General features: G+C 57.1%; 17 protein-coding genes. 6 read left to right on the top strand and 11 right to left on the bottom strand.

Going from position 1 to position 22,880, the window contains the following annotated elements:
- The first annotated feature begins 377 nt into the window (after positions 1 to 377).
- Positions 378 to 2,072, top strand: a complete 1,695-nt coding sequence (locus tag M5R41_15665) for a T9SS type A sorting domain-containing protein (GenBank protein MCZ7557836.1) — start codon at positions 378 to 380, stop codon at positions 2,070 to 2,072.
- Positions 2,073 to 2,900: 828 nt separating this feature from the next.
- On the opposite strand, the gene M5R41_15660 is transcribed toward M5R41_15665, so the two are convergent.
- From M5R41_15660 to ftcD, 6 genes are all read right to left on the bottom strand, one after another.
- Complete coding sequence (locus M5R41_15660; protein ID MCZ7557835.1) at positions 2,901 to 4,580, bottom strand: hypothetical protein; 1,680 nt, start codon at positions 4,578 to 4,580, stop codon at positions 2,901 to 2,903.
- Positions 4,577 to 5,551, bottom strand: a complete 975-nt coding sequence (locus tag M5R41_15655; protein ID MCZ7557834.1) for a homocysteine S-methyltransferase family protein — start codon at positions 5,549 to 5,551, stop codon at positions 4,577 to 4,579. The genes M5R41_15660 and M5R41_15655 overlap by 4 nt, the downstream gene beginning before the upstream one ends.
- Positions 5,552 to 5,582: 31 nt before the next feature.
- Positions 5,583 to 6,416: a hypothetical protein gene (locus M5R41_15650; protein ID MCZ7557833.1), complete on the bottom strand. Its 834-nt coding sequence runs from the start codon at positions 6,414 to 6,416 to the stop codon at positions 5,583 to 5,585.
- Complete coding sequence (gene larB, locus M5R41_15645) at positions 6,413 to 7,273, bottom strand: nickel pincer cofactor biosynthesis protein LarB (protein ID MCZ7557832.1); 861 nt, start codon at positions 7,271 to 7,273, stop codon at positions 6,413 to 6,415. Before larB ends, M5R41_15650 begins: the two co-directional genes overlap by 4 nt.
- 105 nt (positions 7,274 to 7,378) lie before the next feature.
- Entirely contained in the window at positions 7,379 to 8,098 is a 720-nt protein-coding gene (locus M5R41_15640) for a hypothetical protein (protein MCZ7557831.1), read from the bottom strand.
- Positions 8,099 to 8,316: 218 nt separating this feature from the next.
- On the bottom strand, positions 8,317 to 9,936 hold the full coding sequence (ftcD, locus tag M5R41_15635) for a glutamate formimidoyltransferase (protein ID MCZ7557830.1): 1,620 nt from the start codon (positions 9,934 to 9,936) through the stop codon (positions 8,317 to 8,319).
- Positions 9,937 to 10,273: 337 nt separating this feature from the next.
- Here ftcD and M5R41_15630 point away from each other — a divergent pair, with 337 nt between their 5' ends.
- Positions 10,274 to 10,654 (top strand): response regulator, encoded by a 381-nt coding sequence (locus tag M5R41_15630; protein MCZ7557829.1) that lies wholly within the window; start codon positions 10,274 to 10,276, stop codon positions 10,652 to 10,654.
- 28 nt (positions 10,655 to 10,682) lie between these two features.
- On the opposite strand, the gene M5R41_15625 is transcribed toward M5R41_15630, so the two are convergent.
- Entirely contained in the window at positions 10,683 to 11,282 is a 600-nt protein-coding gene (locus tag M5R41_15625; protein ID MCZ7557828.1) for a PAS domain-containing protein, read from the bottom strand.
- 201 nt (positions 11,283 to 11,483) lie between these two features.
- Positions 11,484 to 12,674: an aminopeptidase gene (locus M5R41_15620; GenBank protein MCZ7557827.1), complete on the bottom strand. Its 1,191-nt coding sequence runs from the start codon at positions 12,672 to 12,674 to the stop codon at positions 11,484 to 11,486.
- A 337-nt stretch (positions 12,675 to 13,011) separates the two neighbouring features.
- Here M5R41_15620 and M5R41_15615 point away from each other — a divergent pair, with 337 nt between their 5' ends.
- The 4 genes from M5R41_15615 (at position 13,012) to M5R41_15600 (ending at position 18,577) form a co-directional block, all read left to right on the top strand.
- Entirely contained in the window at positions 13,012 to 13,728 is a 717-nt protein-coding gene (locus tag M5R41_15615) for a DUF4159 domain-containing protein (GenBank protein MCZ7557826.1), read from the top strand.
- A 12-nt stretch (positions 13,729 to 13,740) separates the two neighbouring features.
- Positions 13,741 to 17,133: a DUF4175 family protein gene (locus M5R41_15610; GenBank protein MCZ7557825.1), complete on the top strand. Its 3,393-nt coding sequence runs from the start codon at positions 13,741 to 13,743 to the stop codon at positions 17,131 to 17,133.
- Positions 17,134 to 17,245: 112 nt separating this feature from the next.
- Positions 17,246 to 17,551 (top strand): MTH1187 family thiamine-binding protein, encoded by a 306-nt coding sequence (locus M5R41_15605; GenBank protein MCZ7557824.1) that lies wholly within the window; start codon positions 17,246 to 17,248, stop codon positions 17,549 to 17,551.
- A gap of 510 nt (positions 17,552 to 18,061) precedes the next feature.
- Positions 18,062 to 18,577 (top strand): CHRD domain-containing protein, encoded by a 516-nt coding sequence (locus tag M5R41_15600; GenBank protein MCZ7557823.1) that lies wholly within the window; start codon positions 18,062 to 18,064, stop codon positions 18,575 to 18,577.
- 92 nt (positions 18,578 to 18,669) lie between these two features.
- Here the strand turns inward: M5R41_15600 and M5R41_15595 are convergent, their stop codons facing one another.
- From M5R41_15595 to M5R41_15585, 3 genes are all read right to left on the bottom strand, one after another.
- The gene (locus M5R41_15595) at positions 18,670 to 18,990 is read right to left on the bottom strand and encodes a hypothetical protein (protein MCZ7557822.1); all 321 of its coding nucleotides are present in this window, start codon (positions 18,988 to 18,990) and stop codon (positions 18,670 to 18,672) included.
- A gap of 115 nt (positions 18,991 to 19,105) precedes the next feature.
- Positions 19,106 to 21,046, bottom strand: a complete 1,941-nt coding sequence (locus M5R41_15590; protein ID MCZ7557821.1) for an alpha/beta fold hydrolase — start codon at positions 21,044 to 21,046, stop codon at positions 19,106 to 19,108.
- A 208-nt stretch (positions 21,047 to 21,254) separates the two neighbouring features.
- On the bottom strand, positions 21,255 to 22,592 hold the full coding sequence (locus M5R41_15585) for a M23 family metallopeptidase (protein MCZ7557820.1): 1,338 nt from the start codon (positions 22,590 to 22,592) through the stop codon (positions 21,255 to 21,257).
- Positions 22,593 to 22,880: the final 288 nt, after the last annotated feature.

The following is a 22,880-nucleotide window of genomic DNA, read 5'->3' as shown; positions in this document are numbered from 1 at the left end:
CGCAAGAATCGGGAAGATCAATACGAAATGGACATCACCCCGATGCACAAGGGAAGCGCGCGAACTGTCAGGACAGTCGTACTCCGCGCTGGTCGCGATTGCGCACCAATGTCCCGATGCATCTGGGCAATTCGGCACTGTGATGCCAGGGCACACAGACGCAGGGATCGGAAAACAGAAGGGGGACAAATTTTTACCCTGCGAATATGATTCAAATTTGAAGGTTTATGCTCTTTACGAGCCGTTTTCAGAACTTTTCAATGCTTTGTGAAAGTTTTTCACAATATATTGCAGATGCAATTTCTTGTTGTAACATATTTTCAAACTTAAAGCTGCACGCACAGGTGCGCTTCAATCTCTCTTTCACGGAGGATATCATGAAGAATAGATTCGCCATTTTCGCAGCCGCGTTGCTGCTGATGGCATCAACAGGCGTTTCCAACGCGCAGGTCTCGGGCTTGCCATTTACACAGTTCATCGGTACCTACACACCCATCGGCAATGCCAATGTCCTGACCACGGGTCTGGTCGGCAGCCTCGACGACGGGTACTGGACGGTGAACTTCGGCTTTCCATTCCCTTTCAACGGCAACACCTATACTTCCTGCTTCGTCGGGACGAACGGCTATGTGACGCTCGGGGCCGGAACAACGAGTATCAGCAATGTCATGAATGTGAATTTCACGGGTCGGGCCGGTGTGCTGTCACCCTTCAATACGGACTCTCGTTCCGATCCGGCGAATCCCATTCGCTGGGAAGTCAGCGGTACGGCGCCCAACCGTGTGCTCACCATTCAGTTCAATGGCATGTCGTACTGGACCAACAGCTTCCCCACCCCGAACACCTACAATTATCAGGTGAAGATGTACGAAACATCCGGAATGATCGAATTTGTCTATGGTGCGTGCACGGATAACGCTGCCCGTACCGTGTATGCGGGAGTGGCCTCAACTACCGCGGATTTCCAGCGTCGTGTTGCGCTACAGACCACGAACACCTGGGCGACCTCGACGGCCAACACCACCTCCACAACCGCGTTCTCGAATTTCAATGCCACCTTCGGCCCTCCGCAGGGCCTGACGTATCGCTTCGGTTGCTTCGTCCCCGCCGGAGTCGTTACCATGACGCTCAGCGACGCTTCCGGGATGTTTCAGGGATACTACGAGACCCCGGGTCCGATCCGGGTGAATTACTCCGTATCCTATCCTCTGAACGAGGCGTACAGCGTACCGATCACGCTGAACTTCTACCGTGTCGGCGATCCGTCCTCCACCCCCGCGTACACTGAATCCTTTGTGGCGCAAAAGCCGGTCGGTGCACTGAACGGCTTCCATATCGTGAATGTGAATCTGCCGCCGGCGTACTATATCGTGGAGGCAGTGTTCTCGGTGTACAACAATTGCCTCTTCTATGAGGATGTCCGCACGAAAGTCTCCTCGCTCTTTATCAAAGCCGGCACGCAGCTCTGTGAAGTCTGGCCCGGCGATGTGAACAACGACGGCATCGTGAACTACGGCGACCGTGCGTCGCTGAATAGATACATCTACGACGCAAATCTTCGGTCGAACTGGCTGAACGGCCCCGCCCGCTTCATATTTGGCGCTGAAAGCAACCCGCTGGCCTATCTCGCCTGGGAGCCGCAAGCGTCCATTCCCTGGTTCACGCCCGAAGGTTGCTACATGGATGCCGACGGCAACGGCGTGGTCAACAACTTCGATTACATTGCAATCAAGCTGAATTGGCTGCGTGACCATGGCGAGGACATGGACAAACGCAATGCGTTCTCCGCTGCGACGTTTGATATGGATCAGAACTATCCGAATCCATTCAATCCTTCCACCACGATACGGTTCAGCGTACCCGAAAGAAGCACTGTCACATTGACGGTCAACGATATGCTCGGCCGTGAAGTGGCAACCCTCGTGAACGGTACGATGGAGAGCGGTGTGCATCAGGTGCTTTTCGATGCCGCCGGGCTCCCGAGCGGCAGTTACGTAGCAACCGTGGTCATGACCGGTCTCGAAAGCGGTCTCAGCTTCACAAAGACCATGCGCATGGCGCTGAACAAATAGCCGCGAGGGATAGCGTCGCGCACGCGTCCGCGTGTACCATACCGTCGCGGCACAGGAATCCGCAGTCATCCACGCGGATACACAAACACACAGGCCCCGCTGCTGCGGGGCCTGTGTGTTTTCATGCTGCGTGTGCCCGCACTTGCCATGCTCTGATCCATTCCTGCATCACATCCGGGACTATGGTTCTCCGACTTCACGATCGCAGCAACCTCACTCATATGAAAATATCCTCAGAGAGAGCATGGAATTTTCATCACTCGCATCGCTGCATCACGAGCAGCAGAATATCGCCGGCGAACTGGGCGATCCATGAACCTCCCATATCCGACGCAAAACTGGGCGATCCATGAACCTCCCACATTCGACGCAAAACTGGGCGATCCATGAACCTCCCACATTCGACGTAAAAGTGGGCGTTTCATGAACCTCCCACATTCGACACAAAACTGGGCGTTTCATGAACCTCCCACATCCGACGCAAAACTGGGCGATCCATAAACCTCCCACATCCGACGTAAAAGTGGGCGTTTCATGAACCTCCCACATCCGACACAAAACTGGGCGTTTCATGAACCTCCCACATCCGACGCAAAACTGGGCGATCCATGAACCTCCCACATCCGACGTAAAAGTGGGCGTTTCATGAACCTCCCACATCCGCCGCAAAAGTGGGCGTTTCATGAAGCTCCCACAATTCTGGAAAGGGATGCTCAACTTCGGCTAAAGGGAGCTCAGCCACCGAAACGGCGCTCGCATGTCCGGGATCATACCAGGATCGGCACTCCATCCGGAGAAACAAGGCGGACTTCCTCCGCGCACCCGCGGCTATTTGCCGAGACTTCGATTCCAGATATAACGAATGCGCACATCGAGCAGCCCGCGCGATTCGACATCCTCTATAAAAGTCATACTCGGTATGTCCCAACCATTGGTCAGGCGCCTGAGGAAGGTGCGGAGCTGATCGAGCCGTTCCCGTGCCTCGGTCATGTCGCGACCCAGAACTTCGATTTCCAGTTCGGATACCTGCTGGCGGGGAGCACTGCGGATCAAATGTAACAGCAGAAGGAAAGACTTGGATGTTTCATCCACCGTCTGACCGGGCAGAAAAACTTCCGACAACGTCCAGTATACACGCTGAACTGGATTGACGCCGGAACTGCCGAGCGGTGATGGATCGTAGCCGTCGAGAATGCCGTCCCCGTCCGTATCGGGAGTGCGTGGGTCGGTCATCAACCCGTAATACTCGGCATAATCGGTTGCGCCGTCGTTGTCTGTGTCGGGTTTCTTCGGGTCTGTGCCAATCTGAATTTCCAGGAAATCGGGAATACCGTCGGCATCGAAATCGCTGTCGTGCGGTCGCAGACTATGGGCGCTCTCGAGCGCGTCGTCCAGACCGTCGCTGTCTGTGTCGCGAAGCAAGGGGCTCGAAACGACTTCGAGACCATCGGGCAAACCGTCGCCGTCGGTGTCCCGGCTCAGCGGATCGGTACCCCGCGCCAGTTCAACAGCATCCGGAAGACCATCGTTGTCCGTGTCCGCTCTGGTCGGCGAACTGCCGAGGCGAATTTCCTCCATGTCAGTGAGTCCGTCACCGTCGGAATCCTTGCGAAGCGGCTCGGTGCCGTACACCCGCACCTCGTCGCCGTCGTTCAATCCGTCTCCATCGGTATCCGCACGTAACGGTGAAGTACCGAGCACAACCTCCTCACCGTCGTTCAGTCCGTCACCGTCAGTGTCGGAATTGTCGGGATTCGTGCGGTACACATGGATCTCGTCGCGGTCCAGCAAGCCATCATAGTCGCGGTCTCTGTCCGCCGGCGGAAAGGAGTAGCTGACCCCGATGCCGAAAACCAATAACGCATCGCTCCATCCACCCTGCGAAAAACCATCCAGGTAATCGGTGAAGCTCTGATGCATCGTGCCGTGCAGATTCAGCGCGAGGTCGTCGGAGAGTAAATACTCGAGTTCGACGCTCAGCGGAATGCCCAGCGTCCATTTACCATATTTCTCCTGCGGCCGCTCTAGTGCGTCGCCGTTGGGATTCATCGGAGAAAAATACAGCGCCTCGAGCCCCGCGCCGAGAAATACCTGGCTGCGCGGCCCGATGGTGCCGCGCCAGTGTGCCGAGAAGGACAGGGGCATGATAAAACTGCGGTTCGTTTCGTGCATTTCCAGACGGGAGGTGTCGAACACCCGATACATATCCGCGCTCGTCTTGAACTGCATATCATAAAAACCCAGTCCCGCCTGCGCATAGAGCAATCCCCTTCTTCCGCCGCTGATATCGAGGAGATGGCGCTTGAGCAAAAATGCCCCGCCGCCGGAAAACCGTGTGTCGGGAAAATCATCGAATCCCTTTGTCGCGCTGCCCTGTAGAGTGAGAATCCATTGACGTGGTACGAGCGGCGAGGTCTGCGGCACGGGGCGTTCCTGTGCGGTCACACCCGCTACGAATGCCAGAAGGAAAAATGCGCAGGAGTAAAAAATGTGCTGCAATCGCGTCATTCGTCGTCCCCGAGGGAAATGGTCGGCGTCGTGTACCTGTCGCGCGTGTTCCACGCATCGATCTCCTTTTCTTGCATGGTCAGGGTTTCAGGCGAATGAAGACGTGTGAGCGCTGTAATATGTTCCGCTGTGCTGCCGCAACATCCTCCGATGAGGCGCGCTCCGGCAGCCAGCCATCCAAGCGAAGCCAAAGCAAAGCCCTCTACGTCCACCTCGCACACGAGATCGCTGGCATTGTCTGCCGTGGGATCCCCGACATTCGCATAACATCCTACCGGAGCATCCAGAGATGAGGTGAGCCGGGTGAGCGGATCGAGCATGGTGCGCGTCGAAACGCAGTTGATCATCACCGCCACAGCGCCGGCATCCAGCACGGAACGCGCCGCCGCGACAACGTCTTCTCCCGAAAGCAGCTTGCCGTCTGCGCCGCACGTGAAGCTGGTCGCGACATCCTTGCCGGTCGATGCAGCCGCGTGCGTGGCGATCACCGCCTCGCGTTCGGTCATCATGGTCTCGACCAGCAGAAAATCCGCACGGAGCATGCTCAACAGTTCGGCCTGCTTCGTGTGCTCCTCCAACAGCTGCGCATCGTCAGGAACCAGATCGGGCCTGTAGCAATCCTCTACCGGAGCCAGCCCCCCCGCGATGAGCACGGGACGCGAGGGGATGTAGCGCTCCCTGGCTTCGAGAGCGAGCTGCATCGCCTTCATGTTGAGTTCCTCCCAACGATGCTCCATCCCCGCCCGCTCGAGGGTTCGAATATTCGTCCTGAAAGTATTTGTGGTGATCATATCCGCGCCGGCGTGCAAATAGGCGAAATGGATGTTGCGTACCACATGCGGTGCGCGTAAAAGCGCCGTCGCGGACCACAGCGGCGGCTCCAGCACGACACCCTGACGCTGCAATTCTGTGCCCATGGCGCCGTCGAGTATGAGAATGCGTTTGTGGGCGAGGAGTTCGGTAAGATGCATGGGTTTCCGGCCGCCTGGACGGCGCTGGTGATCAGGAATCGGAGGCGCTCGGTGTGAATGCAACGGCTCCGGAACGAAAAACGCGTATCTGTACATCCGCATAGCCCAGCCCGATCAACGCATCGCGACAGAGAGCCGGGTCGACGGTGGCTAACGTTTCGGCATCGAATTCCAACATGGCGAGGTCGCCGGGCAGATGGCGTACGCGGAAGTTGCATGCGGGAGAAAGACCATACGTGCTGCGAACGATGCGTTCGGCGCTTTCTACGCGATGAAGGTGTACATCACTGGCCGGAACGCCGCTATGCAGTCTTGATCGAAGACAGGGTGAGGCCGCGTGATTCCAGTTCGGCAGTCCCGCATGCCGCGACAACCGCCGGACATCCTCTTTGCGGAGATAATCGAGAGGGCTGAGAACGCCATGTTCACGGGCGGCGAGCAGTCCCACGCGCGTGGGATCCGACAGGTCATCGGCATTGGTCCCGTTGAACAACCGGACCTCTCCGGCGGGCAACAGTTCGCGTATGGCCTTCATGGCATCGTATATGCCGCTTTTGCATACATAACAACTGAGGCCTTCATTCGCGACATACACGGGATTCTCTGTTTCATACGTTTGCACGAAGCGAAGTGGAATAGCAATGTGTGCCGCAACTGCCTCGGCGGATGCCCGCATCTCGCGGGAGACGGATGGCGACAGCGCCATGACAGCGAGCGCACGTCCGGGAAATACCCGATGCACGCCGTGTGCTACCAGCGCACTGTCCACTCCGCCGGAGAATGCCACATAGTTGTCCCCTTCTGAAGTGCCATCCGCCGCAATACGCGAAAGGAGCGCCTGATACTGTGCCGCAGTGTCGCTCATCGCTGCTTCCCTTCTCCGAGCAGATTGATGCGGTGGGCTGCAGCCGCTGCGCCGATACCGTTGTCGATGTTCACCGTGAGGACGCCAGGGGCGCAGGACCCCAGCATGGAAAGCAGGGCATTCCATCCTCCGGAATTGACGCCATAGCCGGTTGAAACCGGTACGCCAATCACGGGTGCGGAAAGCAAACCGGCGAGTACGCTCGGCAGTGCCGCCTCCATGCCTGCCACACAGACAACGACGCGGGCTCGCTCCAGTTCCGGCACAATATCGAGAAGGCGGTGCAAGCCGGCAACGCCCACATCGGCAAAACTGCGGACGGAACTGCCCGCATAGCGGCAGGCGATCTCTATCTCTTCGGCGATGCCGAGATCGGCGGTGCCGGCGGTGATCAGTGCAATGTCACCCTTCAGTTCCTGCGGCGGATCCGGACGGAACACCGCCATACCGGAACGGTGATGGTATTCGGCATCGGGAAGTATTTTGGCACAGGAAGCGAAGAGGTGCTCCGTGAGACGCGAGACGAGAATGTTGCTTCTGGCCGCGTCGCGAAGGGTTTCAAGAATGCGCAGCACATCATCATCCGCTTTGCCCTCCGCCAGTATGACCTCCGGAAAACCCGTACGCTCCCTGCGTCCGGGATCGAGCCGTGCAATGCCATCCACCGCAAGTGTGTGACTGCGACCCGCTTCGATCGCGCGTACACAATCCTCGGTGCTTATCTCGCCTTGTAAAAGCCTGCGCAGTATTTCCGTTGTCGTGAGCGCACTATCCATTTCGTCAATATACGGAGGTGTGGAGGACAGGACAATGACGGTAAACGGACAGCGTCCGGCGAGCACCGGGATGCTGTCCATGCATGATCCTGCGCCGGACATCGCGAGGCGATACGTACCGGAAATTGTTGGCTGCCCGGTTGCGAAAAGCGATCAGGCCCCCCTGTGGCGCTCTATGCTGTTCGCTTACCGAAATACCGCCAGCGGCAGATCGAGGGCTGCGGAGAAACCGGTATACTGTGCCTTCGGTCCCCCGCTGATCTGCATACCTGAAGCGCCGAATGCATCGGCGTTTGTCCAGTCGTTGGTGGTGAGGGTAAACGCATAGCCCACACGGATACCGATAGGGAAAGGAGATTCGGCGTCGCTGTCGAAACGGAATTCATGCCGGAATCCGAGGCGCAGCAGCAGCGAACTTTGACTGATGGTGTTTCGCTCGGCCGGAAGCCCGTCGAGTACATCCTGGAAGTTCTGCTTCAGTGCGGACGACAGCACGGTCAGTCCCACACCGAGGTCCAGACGGAACAGCAATCGATGAAAACCATCGTTGTACACGGGCAGACCGGAATTGAGGTACCCGGCCATGCTCCGTACCTGGAATTCGCGGGCCGGCTGCAGGGGTTCGGCGCGCTCAAGTTCCTTTGCAAGCGTGAACTCCAGCGAGATGGACTGCATGTGCTTCGGAGCATTGATGAAGGCCCATTCAAACCCTCCCGTCAGATTCGTCGCACTCACCGCGTCAAAGCCGCTGGGTGCGATACCATCGTTGAACTCGGTCAGGGGGGAGTGTTGATAACCGATGGACACCATGAGCACATTACGATAGGAGGCCAGTGTGTCCGGTTCAGCCGCAGAGAGCGAGACTGCGCGCAGGAGAAGGATCAGCAGGGTGGCAATGCGTCTCATCAGAAGGCCTCCTTGTGGACGGTGTTTGGTGCAAGACACGGACAGCGGTCGTCGCGGTGTACCGGAGGAATACGACGTTGAAGCGACCATAGTATAGCACGAATATAGAAGAATAACAAGTCGTTTGTCCCGACCGCCCGTGCCCGGAGCGTATGGGCGGACCGGATCACGCACAGCACTACATGCGATACGGGCCGCTTTCAGCGGCCCGTATACGATTATCCACGTGCTTGCAGTATACCGAGCACACCTATGCACCTCTCCTTTGCGCGTGCGAGTATGGCATCGGCTTCTCCGCGGATGCGCAGAGTGTAGTCCTCATCCTTGATGCTGTCGAGATTGATCATGACATTCTTGTAAGCACCCCAGATACCCGTCTCGAGCGCTTTCGCGCCGACTTCCAAATCCGAGCGCGAGCTCATGTTCCCGTGCTGTGCCATCTCCTCCATGGCATCCCAACAGCGGTCCGCGATGCGCATCGTGCCGAGGGGAACCTCAACCGCCTTTTTCAATCCTGCCTGCATGGCCGCTGTGCGAAGCGCTTTTTCCTCATCGGTGGTTTTCGGCATGCCGAGCGCATCCATGTAATCGTTGAAGGCGTTGGTGTCCGCGTCGATCATGGGGAGCAGATCCTTCATCGCATGATGCAGCGGCGGGATCAGGCGCCGCATGATGGCGTCCTTGTCCTCGAATTTCTTCTTGCCATAGGTCATCCATCCTACCATGGCGCCGAGCGCGGCTCCGGTGGCGGCGATGAGCGCGGAGGCGGATCCACCGCCTGGAGCGGACGTGCGTGCGCCGGTAAGTTCCACGAAGTCGCGAACGCTCATGCTCGCAAGAGGCTCGCTGCCCTCCTCTTCGATCATGTATTCGATGATGCGCTTCTTCGGATCGAAGCGGGAGACAGAGTTCAGTCCCAGACGCTCGATCACGAGACGAATTTTCTGCTGCTCGTCAATGATGAACAGGTTTTCTTTCTCGATGTAGTAATCCGCCGCCAGCAGCATGGCCTGCAGGGGAATCAAACCCACGATTTCGGATCCCGCCGAGGCAAGATTCAGTTCGCGCGCATCCTTGGTACATTCCTCGAAGGCGACATGCGGCGGCGTGATATTGTAGTTGTCGAGATTCATGGACACCTGCGCCATGTTGTACTCGTCCACCCACCACCCGATTCCCTTCACGGCCTTGAGACGTCCGGGTTCGTCCTCGCCTCTTCCCTGCTCGCGGATGTTCAGGGCAATGCGATGCGCCTGCTCTTTGGTGCCGAGAATGTTCACGTTGTAGGCGATGAGAAAGAAACGCGCCCCCGTGGCGGTGGCTCCCCAGGAAGGGAGAAACTCCGCCGGACCGAAATCGGGCTTCCACTCGGGCTGAACGATTTTCTTGGCCATTCCTTCGTACTCGCCGGCACGGATGTGCTTGAGACTTTTTCGGTATTCCAGCGGCTGCGCTTCCTCATAGAGATAGATCGGAAGGCCGAGTTCCTCACCCGCGCGGGCACCGAAGCGCTTCGCGCATTCCACGCATTCCTCCATGGTGACGTTTGCGACGGGCACGAAGGGGCAGACATCCATGGCGCCCATGCGCGGATGTTCACCACTGTGCTTCGTCATGTCAATGAGGCCCTTTGCGGCACGCGCGGCGTTCAGGGCGCCCTCCACCACGGCTTCCGGCGAACCGACAAAGGTGTACACCGTACGGTTGGTGGATTTGCCGGGATCCACATCCAACAGTGTACAGCCGGCCGTGGCACGTATGGCGTCGGCAATGGCATCGATGACGCGCTGGTCGCGGCCTTCGGAGAAATTCGGGACACATTCGACAATCTTTTTCATGAGAATCCGCACGGATGATGGTACAAGCTGTGGTTCGGGTCGCCCCGACATTTTAACATAATACTTCTACGTCGGATATAAAACCAGCCCTGTGTCCCGCGGCGGCCAACGCGCTCTCAGGGCGCTCCCCCTGCCGGTCGCAGAACACGCCTGCGGAGTTGCGACGCAACGGCTCCAGGCACGCGTACGGCGGGGCGCTCTGCCCGCACCCGTCCTTCCGTCTGCCGTACGGACAATCCATTTGTCGGTTAAAAAAATATATTGTACATTTTTTATCCCTACAGGAATACTGCGTCCAGTATTCCGCACGCCGCCTACTCACTGTACCATACGCACAATGCACGAGCACACGCCGGAACGTAAGCAGATTCTCCTCGTGGAGGACGACGAACAGAGCATTCAGTATGTCCAGGTCCTGCTCCGGAACACCTGGGATGTCACGGCAACGGCCTGGGCCGATGAGGCCTGGGATATTCTGAATCACAAGGGCATCGATCTCGTGCTCATGGACCTGTCGCTGCCCGGCGACGAGAATGGACTGGATTTGACGATGAAAATTCGTAAAAGTCCGAACCATGCCGCTCTCCCTATCATTGCCGTAACGGCGCATGCATTTCCGGCAGACCGTGTGCGCTGCATCGAGGCGGGCTGCAATGCCTACCTTTCGAAACCGTTCGAGCGGAAAGATCTCATCGACACGATCAGAGCATTCATCTGAACACCCGCGCCGCCTGCGCGAACGACGATCAGAGCTGATCGGAATACTGCGGCGCCGGCCAGTCGACGAGCCCGTTCTCGTGGCCTGATATATCGAAAATGACGCCGTCGAGCCAAAGCAGCGTACCATCGGATGCGTGAATGCCGATCCCGCGCTCGTGCACAGTACGATATGTCCCGTTTTTGTGTCTGATACGATAGATGATTGTGTACGGGCGCTTTTGTTCCACCCCCTGACTGATCGCATTGACGACCTTGATCACATCCTCAGGATGCACAATGCTTTTATAGCTGCGAGCGCAGTTCTGAATGAAATCCGCCGCGGGATATCCGGACAATTGTTCTATCTGATCGCTCAGATACTCCATGGTCCAGAATGCGTCGTTCGAACAGCGATACACGGCACCGGGAAGATTTGCGACGAGGGAGCGGAAACGCTCCTGATTCCGCTGAATATCGTTCTCCCGCCAGATTGCCTCCGCCAGGCGCTCCTGCAAATCCCTTCTCAATCGAAGTAACTCGACGTCCTTGGCCTGAAGCTGAACCAACAATTCTTCATTGGCCTCCCGCAACCCCGCAATGCGATCCTCCAGGGAAGCGAGCTTTCTGATGTACTCTTCGTTCTCCATAGTATCGTGGCTCGTTGAATCGTCTCTTACACTGCTGTCACGTTGCAATCACTGGCATGTCCGTTGCGTAGCATGGAGGACCTCGCGCCTCCGGTTGTACAGAAGTATTTCAAATCTACGCAATTATTTCAAAAACCGGACATACGGTATCGTGTAATCGAACACCACGGGATGAGAAGCCGATCCGTATCTGCGCCGTCGTTAGTGGACGACCCAGATATTGTCGCGAATGCGCAATTCCGTATCGTCCGTACACACCGCGACACCCGCGCCTCCCGGACGGAAATCCGTGACGATATCAACATGCTGGGCGGATCTGTTGAGTTTTCCCTCCGCGGCGAGTCGCTCCTGGACCTGCGCCCCCGCCTCCTGCCCGTTGTCCGTATAACACTCCGGATAGCTGGCACCGATGGCGATATGAAGCGTACCGCCGATTTTCTCCACAAACAACGGGTGTTTGAGCGCTGTCTGTATTCCCGCGTTCATACCCAGAGCCACCTCACCGAGGCGATGCGACCCCTCATCCGTTTCTATCACCTTCTTCAGTGTCTCGAAACCACCCTTCGCGGTGTAGTCTGTGATACGTCCGTCCTCGAATCGCAGAAAAATTCCTTCGATGGTGCTGCCGCTGTTGTACACGGGGAGGTCCACATAGATTTCGCCTTGAACGGATGAAGCGTCCGGACTCGTGAACACCTCGCCATCGGGGAAATTGCGCTTGCCGGTGCATTTGATTACGCGCTGTCCGCCGATATTCATTCGCAATTCGTGGGTAGAACCCTGCTCGGGATGCCTTGTGACGATGCGAATGACGCTGCTCCGCGACATCACCGCCCAGATTTCCTCCTCGATACGATCCAATTCACGAGGATCCACCGTTGATGCGCTGACGATAATGTTCGTGTATTCCTCCAGCGACATGCCTTCGAGGTCGGCAAAACCCTGGGTGGGGTACAGTGTCAGCAACCAGGGTTTACCGAGGCGTATGCGCTTGTAGGGTTCATCCATGCGCATGAGCGCCATCGCGGTTTCCTCCGGTAATCCCGAAGAGAGAGAGGGATTTTCCGCGCCGAGTATTTCGATGTACTTGGTCATGCTCTCATAGCGAAGTGTGTGCCACTCCGGCACGCGCTCAATTTGCTCCACCGATCCATGGCGGGCAATGGAAGCACCCCAGACCTTTCCGCGATCATTGTCCGGAGCGATAATATTGACATCCGCCACGCCGCCGGCCGCGAATATTTTATCCTGGAGCACGGAGATAAGCGGCCAGGCGATATGCTCGCCCTTGATCATGACAACATCCGTTTTCCCGATGCCTCCGAGGGAGTAATCGAGCAGATACGAGGCCCATGTTTCGAGATTTTCGCGTGAGATCACGGCGTGCTGCATGCTTGCTCCTTTTCGTGTGAAAAGAAAAAAGTACGAAAATGCCTATTGGAAAGGAAAACGGCCAGGCATCGCATGCAATCGAGCGGAAAATTGAGAGGATACCTGGAGCGGGGTGTCATCGGACCGAAGCGCGACGCAGGGCAACAATAGCCCTTCTGGGCGTCTGACCATCGTACGTGCTTCGCCCGCGGACGGGAAGCCCGTCCGCCGGTGGACGTTTCGACATGCAGCATTCACCGCCGCGGCGGCTCGTGCGCGCCGTATTCATCGTTCCAGTCGCATCCTGATTGTCCCATTTTATTCGCCTTGCTCGCAAACCGGTCTCATGGTAACTTTTATGTCTATGAAGACAATCGTCGCATACCGCTACACCATATTCCTGGGCTCGATTATCGTTCCGCTCATCGTGCTGCTCCTGCCGTCGGGGGCGCCCGCGCAGACCGTCGAAAAGCATTCCAGTAAATTCGTCATTGCGCGCGTGAAGTACGGCGGAGGCGGTGATTGGTATAACGACCCATCCTCCGAGCTGAATATGCTGCGTTTCCTCAAGCAGCATACACGCATCGATATAGAGGTGAAAACAGAAGAATTCGTCGAGGTGGGCAGCGAGAAACTCTTCGCCTATCCCTTCCTGTTCATGACGGGTCATGGCAGCATCAACCTTTCAGACAGGGAAGCGGCGAATTTGAGGAATTATCTCGAAAACGGCGGCTTCCTGTACGTTGACGACGATTATGGTTTCGATAAGGCGTTCCGACGCGAACTCAGAAAAGTATTTCCCGACAAGCAGCTCATCGAATTACCCTTCGATCATCCGATCTACCGTGCGCATTTCACCTTCTCCAATGGCTTGCCGAAGATTCACGAGCATGATAAAAAGCCGCCGCAGGGCTTCGGCGTGTTCCATGAAGGGCGCCTCGTTCTCTTCTACACGTTCGAGAGCAACCTGGCGGATGGCTGGGCCGATCCGGATGTACACAATAATCCCGAGGATGTGCGGGAAAAAGCGCTGCAGATGGGGCTGAATATCATCGTGTATGCGTTGACGCAGTAGAAAGGCAATGATATGACGGATACATCAAATCTCGTGCAGTACAATCGTATCCTGGGAGCCCTGCGTTCCCTCAGAAACAGCGAGGAACGCAACAGCACGCTCCGCGGTGTGTTGCTCGCCGGATCGGCTCTGATGCTCCTGGGCTTCGTCGTCAGCGCTCTCGAAGCCATACTCTGGTTCGGCATAGAGGCACGCACCATACTCTTCGCCGTATCCGTGCTCTCCGCTGTCGCGGCGATTACGTTTCTTGCCGGACCGGCACTGCGTGATCGCTTCTCACCCTCGCGCCGAAAGAGCGACGACACCGTCGCGCTGCAGGTCGGCTCGCACTTTCCGCATGTGCGCGACCGCTTGCTCGACGCCATGCAGGTGTACAGGAGCATGCACGCCGAAACGCAACCCGCCTTCTCACCCGCACTCGTTGATGCCGGATTCCGTGACGTTGCGGACACCTTCGAGAAGTTGAATCTCGCGTCGGTCCTCGACACCAAACCTCTTCGCACCGCGCTGCGAATGAGCGCGGGAGTGCTGCTTTTCTGTATCGCGTTCGCCCTTCTGTTGCCATCCTCCCTGTTCACGGCCGCAGGTCGCATCCTGCAATTCCGTACGGACTTCGCCCCACCCGCTCCCTTCGAATTCCGTGTGACGCCCGGCGACATGGATGCCGTCAAGGGTGAACGCATCGAGCTTACCGCCACAACAACTTCGCCGAACCGTCAGGAAATCAGCTTCTATCTTCGTCAGGAGGGACAGGAAACCTTCGATCAGGTCGCCGCGCTGCGCGACAGCAGCGGACGCTCCGTCTACGTCATCGAAGGCCTTCGCAGTTCGCTGACCTACTATGCGGAAGCCGCGGGCTACCGAAGCCGCCAATTCTCGATCAATGTGGTGGATCGCCCGTTCGTGCGCTCCCTGCGGGTGAAGCTGACCTTCCCGTCATATACGCGTATCCCGCCGAAATACCTCGATGAAAACGTCGGGGATATCACCGGATTACCCGGAACGAAAGTTTCGGTGGAAATGGCGCTGAACAAGGAAGTGCGCCAGGCCGCCCTGGTGTTCGCAGATAGCAGCGAGGTACCGGTGCGGGCTCAGGGCAGCAGAGCGGCAGGAGAGTTTACGCTGCGTAAGGATAATTCCTGGCACGTGCGGCTCATGGACGAAGGCGGAATCCCCAATGCCAGCCCCATCGAGTACATGATAAAGGTCACCACCGATGCCCCCCCGACTGTCGAGATCCTCGAGCCGGGTGCCAATGTGAACATAGATGAAAGCATGCGCCTTCGTATGGCCATGCGCATCGGTGATGATTACGGCTTCTCGAAACTTGTCCTGAAATACCGACTCGCCGCCTCACGCTACGAACGGCCGCAGGAAGAATACACAAGCATACCGATTCCGCTCCCGTCCGCGAGAGAACTGGATATGCAGGTGCCGTATATCTGGAATCTGACGTCTTTGAGTCTCGTACCGGAAGACGTCGTGAGCTATTATGTGGAAATCTACGACAACGACAATGTCAACGGGCCCAAGGTCGGACGCAGTCAGGTTTACTCTCTGCGGCTGCCCTCGCTGGAGGAAGTCTTTGCGCGTGCCGACAGCGAGCAGAACAAGGCCATCGAAGATTTGCAGGAAACCGCGAAGGCGGCGCAGGAAGTACAGAGCGAAATGGAGAAACTCCAGCAGGAGCTCAAGCAGCAGAACGCGGAAAAACTGAGCTGGCAGCAGCAGAAAAAAGTCGAAGAGCTGATGCAACGCCAGGAACAGATGCTCAAGGAAGTGCAGAAAGTCAATGAGCAAATGAGCGAACTCAAGCAGGATATGCAGAAGCAAAACATCCTCTCCGAAGAGACGCTCAAGAAGTACGAAGAACTCGAACAGCTCATGCGCGAGGTGGACGCTCCGGAACTCCGAGAAAATATGAAACGCATGAACGAGTTGATGAAGCAAATGACCCCGGAGCAAATGCGCGAGGCGATGGAAAAATTCACCTTCAATGAAGAGAATTTCCGCCGCAGCATCGACCGCACTATCGACTTGCTCAAACGTCTGCAGATCGAACAAAAAGTGGATGAACTGACCAAGCGGTCCAAGGATCTCGCCGACAAGCAGGAAGACCTTGCCAACCGTACCGAAAAGGCGGATCCGTCCAATCAGCAGGAGCTCGACAAACTCGCGCAGGAACAGCGCGAGCTGCAGAAGGAAATGGACGCCATGCAGCGCGAGATGGCCGAGCTGCAGAAAAAGATGGAGGAATTCCCGCAGGAAATGCCGCTCAACGAGATGCAGGATGCCCAAAGCGAAATGAATCTGTCGCAGATGCAGCAGCAGATGAGCAATTCCGCAAGCATGTGCCAGGGCGGCAATTGTCAGGGCGCATCCAAACAGCAGAAGCAGACCGCCGAGCAGCTTCGCAAGGTTCAGAAAAAGATGGACCAGGTGAAGAAGAAGATGAACAGCGAAATGCAGAAAATGGTACAGCGCGGCTTCCAGAAGGCGCTCAAGGAAACGCTGGAACTCTCCAAGAAACAGGAGGATCTGAAAAACCGCGTCGCGAACCTCCCGGAAAATTCCCCGCAATACCGCGAAGCGCTGCGCGAACAGTCCCAGCTCATGGAGCAACTCGACCAGACCGGCAATGAACTGATGGAACTTGCGAAAAAAACCTTCGCCGTCAATCAGCAAATGGCCGAACACCTGGGCAAGGCGATGCAGCAAATGAAGCAAGCCATGCAAAGCATGCAGAATCGTGACAAGCGCTCCGGAGGACAGCAGCAGGGCGGCGCCATGGCGGAACTGAACGAAGCCGCACGCCAAATCTCCAAGGGCATGCAGTCGTCGTCGCAATCCGGAAGCTCTCAGGGCGGTTCGATGATGCAGCAACTCCGCCAGGCCGCGCAACAGCAGATGAGCATCAATCAGGGCATGCCCATGCCTCAGCAGGGCGGCATGTCGCAACAGCAAATGCAGCAGATGCAGCGGCTGATGGTGCAACAGCAAGCGGTGCAGAAAACGGTTGAAGAACTGAACAAGGAAGCCAAAAAGAGCGAGGAAGGAAAACGCATTCTTGGCGATCTGGAACGCGTCGCCCAGGAAATGCAGGAAGTTGTGCACGACATGCAGCAGAACAATGTCAACCCCAACACCATACAGAAACAGGAACGCATTCTCTCCCGCCTGCTCGACGCATCGCGCTCGACGCGCGAGCGCGACTGGGAGAAACAGCGTCGTTCGCGGACAGGACAGGATGTGGCACGCCGCGGTCCCGGACAAATCGACCCGTCGCAACTGAATCCGGAAAAAGGATTGCAGCGCGATCTCCAACGCGCCGTCAACGAAGGGTACAGTCGGGACTACGAAACGCTGATACGGAAGTACTTCGAAAAGGTGAGTGCCGAGCAGTGACACGTACAACCGCGTACGCCGCAAATCACTCCGGCCGCACGAATACGATCATCGCCGGAAGCTACGCCTGTACGAGTCAGCACACAGAACATTAAGGAAACGGAACACCATCATGCACGTCATAGCTGATTTTACAGTAGTCCCCATCGGTGTGGGACTCTCCGTCTCAAAGTATATCGCGGAATGCGAACGCATTTTACGCGACGCGGGCCTGACCATTCAGCTCCACGCCTACGGCACCAATATCGAAGGGGAATGGGATGCGGTGTTCGCCGCGATCAAACGATGTCAGGAAGTGGTGCATGAAATGGGAGCGCCGCGCATCTCCTGCATGCTCAAATACGGCACCCGCACCGACCGCGAACAGTCCATGGCGGATAAAGTCAGATCGGTAGAGGAGAAAATCGCCGCGACCTGAATCCGTGTCCGACCATAGAGTCAGCCTTCCCTGGACGAAGACGAAGACGTCGGCTCCCGGCCGCGTTGCGGTGCAGTCTCTGTTGTGTTTTTTCCCGCCCTGACTTTGAAAATCACTCCTCCGTATGAAGTTGACGAACGGGATCGTCATCATTCCTCACTGTGCATCCTGGCACCCATCTGCCGCCACCATTTCGTCATTTCCTGAAAGCGAAGTGCTGCAGCAATGTCTCCCGTCGCAATTACGGCGATTTTTACGGTGTATGATGCCACACGCATCTTTCTTCCCCTTCTGTGACCTGGGTCACAGAGGGATTGCACATTCTGTAGTATGTTCACCCCACTCCCGTACGCAAACAGACACGGCGTGGTCGTGACGACGAAAGTCGGCAACTCCGGGCTTCCAATGCTTGCAACAGGACAGCGGAACAACGAGTCCTTGTGACACCACCCTGGAAATACCAGACGGTGGTGACAGTGCATTCTGTCAAATTCGTTTGGAGGTATAGATATGAAGCGCATCCCTCAACTCATGCTCTCGCTCGCTCTCATGCTGGCGATATCGTCTTGCAGCGACGAACCCGCAGCACCCGAATCACAAGCTGCCCCGGAGAACGGAGGATTGCAGAAGCAGACATCCGTCTTCGTGTCGCACCTGAGTGGTCCAACCAACTCCGCGACGGGGCAGGCCATCTTTCGCGTCAGCGCAGATGGCATGTCCATCAGCTATCAGCTGATTGTCGCAAACATCGTGAATGTCACCCAGGCACATATCCATCTTGCTCCCGCAGGCCTCAATGGGCCCGTTGTTGTATGGCTCTATCCTTCCAGCCCCCCGGCGGCGGCACCCGCCGGGCCGGTGAACGGCATTCTGGCTTCAGGGACTATCACAGCATCCAACCTCGTCGGTCCAATGCTCGGATCCTCGATTGCCAACCTTGTCAGCGCAATGGCCGCAGGTAACACCTATGTCAATGTGCATACGACGGCCAATCCCGCAGGAGAAATCCGGGGACAGATTCAGTAGCAGCTTAAAGAGTTTGGAATGAACACAAAAATCGGGTGAAGATGTACGGCATCTTCACCCGATTGTATTTCCAGTGCCCGTCGCGGGAGTGTTCAGCGTCCCGAGGCGTACCGCGCCCGTGTTCGGGCCTTTTCCAACTGCCGCTCGATGATCAGGTCCGCAAGAGTCGTCGCGATGTCCTGGACCGGCGAGGTCCGGAAAATGCGCTGAACGGCATGTTCGTCAACATCGACGCGATACAGGATGTGCATCAGCCGCTCGAGCTGCGTATCCAGTAACCACTGAATGCGCGCGATCAACGCATCGCGAAAGGCGGACATGTCCTCCGACGACGCATCCATCGCCGTTTCCATACCGAAGCGCTCGGCGATGACTGTCCCGGCTGCCCGTATCAGACTGCGTTCATTTTCCATACCGGAACTTCCTGAATCTCCGGCAAACGCACAAGCCCTCCTCACCGTGCCCGCATGATGGCCGCTTATTCAGTCCTTCCTGTCGTTTAACGTGTAACCTTTAACGTTTAACGTTTCAGTTCTTCAAAAGAAATTCCTCAAAGAACAGTATCGTCGCCCAGGTGAAGTAGTCGCGATTGTTCTTCTTCGAGAAGCCATGCCCTTCGTCCTTGGCGAAGAGACTCCAGACCGGCACGCCATTCGCCTGCACGGCATTGATGATCTGCCGCGCTTCACTGGCGGGAACGCGGGGATCGTTCTCGCCCTGAGCCACGAACAGCGGCGAACGAATCTTTCCGGCATTGGTGGTCGGTGAAATACGGAGCAGAAACTCCCGCATGGCCGGGTCGCGCTCGTCGCCGTACTCCACGCGCCGGAGGTCGCGGCGATAACTCTGCGTGTTTTCGAGGAAGGTGACAAAATTGGAAATGCCCACCACATCCACGCCGCATTTGATGCGGTCGGGATACGTCGTCAGCGCGGCGAGCACCATGTAGCCTCCATACGATCCGCCCAGCACCGCGACTCTGTCCTTGTCCAGCTCCGGTTGCGTTGCGATCCAATCCAGCAGCGCACCGATGTCCTGCACTGAATGCTCGCGGTTGAAACCATTGTCCAGCGCGAGATACGTTTTGCCATAGCCCGTCGAGCCGCGCACATTCGGACTGATCACGACGCAGCCCAGCTCATTGACCCAGTACTGCTCTGTGGTTGAGAAAGAAGGTCGCGACTGCCCTTCGGGACCACCGTGAATATCGATGATCACAGGCATCTTGCCCTTTGCCTCCTTCGGCATGGACACGAAGGCGGGGATCAGCCGGGGCTTCCCGTCCACCTTGTCAAAGGTCGGATAGTGAATCAGCTTCGGGACGACAAAATTCTCCGTATTCAAGCCGCCGACTTCGCTGAAGGTCCAGCGGGTGAGATTGCCTTTGGGAAGAGAAAGTACATACACATCCGTGGGACTGTTCGCCGCGCTGATGCTGAGGGCGAGACGCTTGCTGTCCGGAGAGAAATCGAGTCCGCCAATCAATCCGACAGGTAACGGCGCGGTTTTCACAGCTTTCATCGAGGGAAGACGCACAATGCGCAAGGTACTGATGCCGTCTTCGTTGAGCGTGAATGCCATGTAGGCGCCATCGTCCGAAAGAGAAACTCGTTCAATATTCCATTGCAATTCCGGAAGTACGCAACGGGTGCTGCGCTTCGCAACATCGTACGCATAGAGCGTCTGAAATTCACGTTCGATGTCCGCCGTGAAGTATATCGTTGTACCATTGGGCGCCCAGTTGAAATCACTGTAGGAGACATCGCCGTCATTTTCCCGGAACAACGGGGTCATGTTCTTTGTCGCGAGATCGACGATGTAAGGAAGACTTTTATTCGCCGATACATACTGCGTCACCACGAGCTGCCTGCCGTCGGGCGACCAGGCCGAGGGATACCAGGAGCCCTCACGTTCGGTCAGCACCCAGGTCTTGTCGCGCTCTTCCGGATCCATGATCCACACATCGGTATCCTTGCCGTTACGACGATTGCTGGCGTAACAGAACTTGTCGCCCGCTTTGGTCCAGTACGCACCGGAATTCCTGCTCTTTCCGTCCGTGAGCAGTGCCGCCGTCCCGGTCTGCTGATCGAAATAGTAAATCTGATAGAATTCTCCGCCACCGATGTCACGGGTAAACGTAAAACCCTGCCGACCCTTGCGTCTGTCCACGCTGAGTCCGCCAACCGGCTCCTCGAAAAACGTAATCTGCCTTCGCGCGGCCCCTGGTGCGGCCACATGATGCACCTGCGCGGTATTGCCGAAGCGCGTGCTGATGTACAGGCCTTTGCCCGAGGCGTCCCAGTCGGACACCGATGCGGCGCGGACGTTCTGATATTGAAGCGTCCGCTCAACGAGCGCTTTCGGTATGGGGGGAACACCGCGCACTTCCAGATTGTCGCCAGGTGTGATTTGCGCATGGGAAACGAAGGGGAGCAGAAAGGCAATGATGAAGAGGTATCGGAGCTTCATGGCTTGTCCTCAAGTGCGTGAGACGAGAATGTGGGAAACGAAACCTGGAGTTGGAAAACCGAAAACATGCGAAGGAGGATCGCAATAGTGCTGATACGGCGCGCATCCGCCGATGTTGCGTATACGGCCTCGGCTTCCCTGCGTATCCACGCAAGTGTATCCGGAGACTGTATCGGGGGGAGAGTGCGACACGCCTGAAACCGGAGCGTCAGCCGCGCCGTGATGAAACGGACGCGCCCGCCACAGCTATGCGGCGATCACGGGAGCTGACCTTGTGCGCGGCATTCCAGAGACTGTCCACCTGGCGCATGTGCTCCGAAAACGCGGTCATGCGTTCGGCGGGGAGGCGCTTGAGCGACGGATTCTTCACTTTGCGCGGCGGCACGAACTGACCTCCCACGAGATACTCGAAGTGCAGATGCGGGCCGGTGGAGTATCCGGTGCTCCCGACGGCGCCGATGGTCTGATGCTGACGCACACGCTGGCCGACTTTCACGTTGATGCGCGAGAGATGTCCGTAGCGGGTTTTAACGCCTCCCGCATGCTTCACTTCGATCGTTTTGCCATAGCCGCCTTTCCAGCCGGTAAAGACCACGGTTCCCGAGCCCACCGACCACACCGGCGTGCCGGTCGGAGCTGCGTAATCGATGCCGGTATGCATTTTCCTGCGCCCGGAAATGGGGTGCGTGCGCATACCGAAGCTGCTGGTTACGCGAAGAATACTGAGCGGACTTCGCATGAAGGCCTTCTGGAGGTTCTCGCCATCGGGTGCGAACCAGCCCTCGAGCGTGCTGTCGGCATTGAAATAGTACCCCCGTACCTCCCCTGTTATCTCGCCGTTGTAGCTCGCGGCGAGTATGCGGCCGTAGCCCACGATCTCCCCGTCGAGCAATTCCTTTTCAACGAGTACACTGAAACGGTCACCCACGCGCGGATCGAAAATGAAGTCTATGTCATAGCCCAGCACATCGGCGTAATCCGCGACAAGCTGCGGTTTTTCTCCCATGGAGAGAATGGTGTGATACACGGAGGTATGGATATCGCCTTCTATCGCAACGAGCTGCGTCTCTACAGGAGTTTCCCATCGGCTGGCGGAGAGGGTGCCCGCATTGTCGCGGACAATCCAGTAGCTGAGCAGCTTTCCCACCTCATAGCGAAATGCGCGCAGAGCTCCGGCGGAATCCACCTGAGCCGTGAACGCCTGTCCCGGCATACACTGACGGAAATTGAACGCCGCGCCTTCGAGATGCTTCTGCACCGTGTCGCACAGCGCCCGGTCGAGACCCGCGTCGAGCAGGGCGGTAATGAACGGTTGACCTGTTCCGATTCTCCCGTTGATTTCCGTCAGGCCATGGGCGGCGGGATCCTCCACCAACTGCGGCAGTTCCGGAGCGGCCGCTACCGGAGCAGCCGAAGGGGTAACGGGTTCCTGCTCCCGAAAGAGCGCGTACATCGCTCCTGTAAACAAGAGCAAAGCAACAAAACCTGAAGCCGCAAGAATGAAACCTTTGTATCGAAGCGGCAGGAGATTGGTCAGCTTCTTCATCCAATCAAGATACTCCGCGGTACAAATGCATGTCAAACCAATGAAAAAGGGCGGTCCCTGAGTCAGCTAACCATTCCACCCAGGCGGACACCGGTTAATATCGAATGTGACATGCGTGTGGAGCGGTGCAAGCAGATTCCGTCATCCTGATCAGCCTGAGGCTGACCGCAGCAGGATGTGTGATGTATGTACGGACGTTCACGGGCACGGAGTCGAAGGAGCAACGTTCGTCCTTCACGGAATTCACAGGTCCAGACACCAGTATGTCATGAGCAACCTCCGCCGAAG

The organism is Bacteroidia bacterium, from assembly GCA_027493955.1.
In the GTDB taxonomy this organism is placed as follows: Bacteria; Bacteroidota; Ignavibacteria; order SZUA-365; family SZUA-365; genus JAOSJT01.
This window is presented reverse-complemented; position numbering and strand designations above follow the sequence as displayed.

Bases quoted from the DNA above. Each gene is read 5' to 3' on its own strand.
- M5R41_15665 (MCZ7557836.1), top strand. From the start codon at position 378: ATGAAGAATAGATTCGCCATTTTCGCAGCCGCGTTGCTGCTGATGGCA.
- M5R41_15660 (MCZ7557835.1), bottom strand. From the start codon at position 4,580: ATGACGCGATTGCAGCACATTTTTTACTCCTGCGCATTTTTCCTTCTG.
- M5R41_15655 (MCZ7557834.1), bottom strand. From the start codon at position 5,551: ATGCATCTTACCGAACTCCTCGCCCACAAACGCATTCTCATACTCGAC.
- M5R41_15650 (MCZ7557833.1), bottom strand. From the start codon at position 6,416: ATGAGCGACACTGCGGCACAGTATCAGGCGCTCCTTTCGCGTATTGCG.
- larB (MCZ7557832.1), bottom strand. From the start codon at position 7,273: ATGGACAGCATCCCGGTGCTCGCCGGACGCTGTCCGTTTACCGTCATT.
- M5R41_15640 (MCZ7557831.1), bottom strand. From the start codon at position 8,098: ATGAGACGCATTGCCACCCTGCTGATCCTTCTCCTGCGCGCAGTCTCG.
- ftcD (MCZ7557830.1), bottom strand. From the start codon at position 9,936: ATGAAAAAGATTGTCGAATGTGTCCCGAATTTCTCCGAAGGCCGCGAC.
- M5R41_15630 (MCZ7557829.1), top strand. From the start codon at position 10,274: ATGCACGAGCACACGCCGGAACGTAAGCAGATTCTCCTCGTGGAGGAC.
- M5R41_15625 (MCZ7557828.1), bottom strand. From the start codon at position 11,282: ATGGAGAACGAAGAGTACATCAGAAAGCTCGCTTCCCTGGAGGATCGC.
- M5R41_15620 (MCZ7557827.1), bottom strand. From the start codon at position 12,674: ATGCAGCACGCCGTGATCTCACGCGAAAATCTCGAAACATGGGCCTCG.
- M5R41_15615 (MCZ7557826.1), top strand. From the start codon at position 13,012: ATGTCTATGAAGACAATCGTCGCATACCGCTACACCATATTCCTGGGC.
- M5R41_15610 (MCZ7557825.1), top strand. From the start codon at position 13,741: ATGACGGATACATCAAATCTCGTGCAGTACAATCGTATCCTGGGAGCC.
- M5R41_15605 (MCZ7557824.1), top strand. From the start codon at position 17,246: ATGCACGTCATAGCTGATTTTACAGTAGTCCCCATCGGTGTGGGACTC.
- M5R41_15600 (MCZ7557823.1), top strand. From the start codon at position 18,062: ATGAAGCGCATCCCTCAACTCATGCTCTCGCTCGCTCTCATGCTGGCG.
- M5R41_15595 (MCZ7557822.1), bottom strand. From the start codon at position 18,990: ATGGAAAATGAACGCAGTCTGATACGGGCAGCCGGGACAGTCATCGCC.
- M5R41_15590 (MCZ7557821.1), bottom strand. From the start codon at position 21,046: ATGAAGCTCCGATACCTCTTCATCATTGCCTTTCTGCTCCCCTTCGTT.
- M5R41_15585 (MCZ7557820.1), bottom strand. From the start codon at position 22,592: ATGAAGAAGCTGACCAATCTCCTGCCGCTTCGATACAAAGGTTTCATT.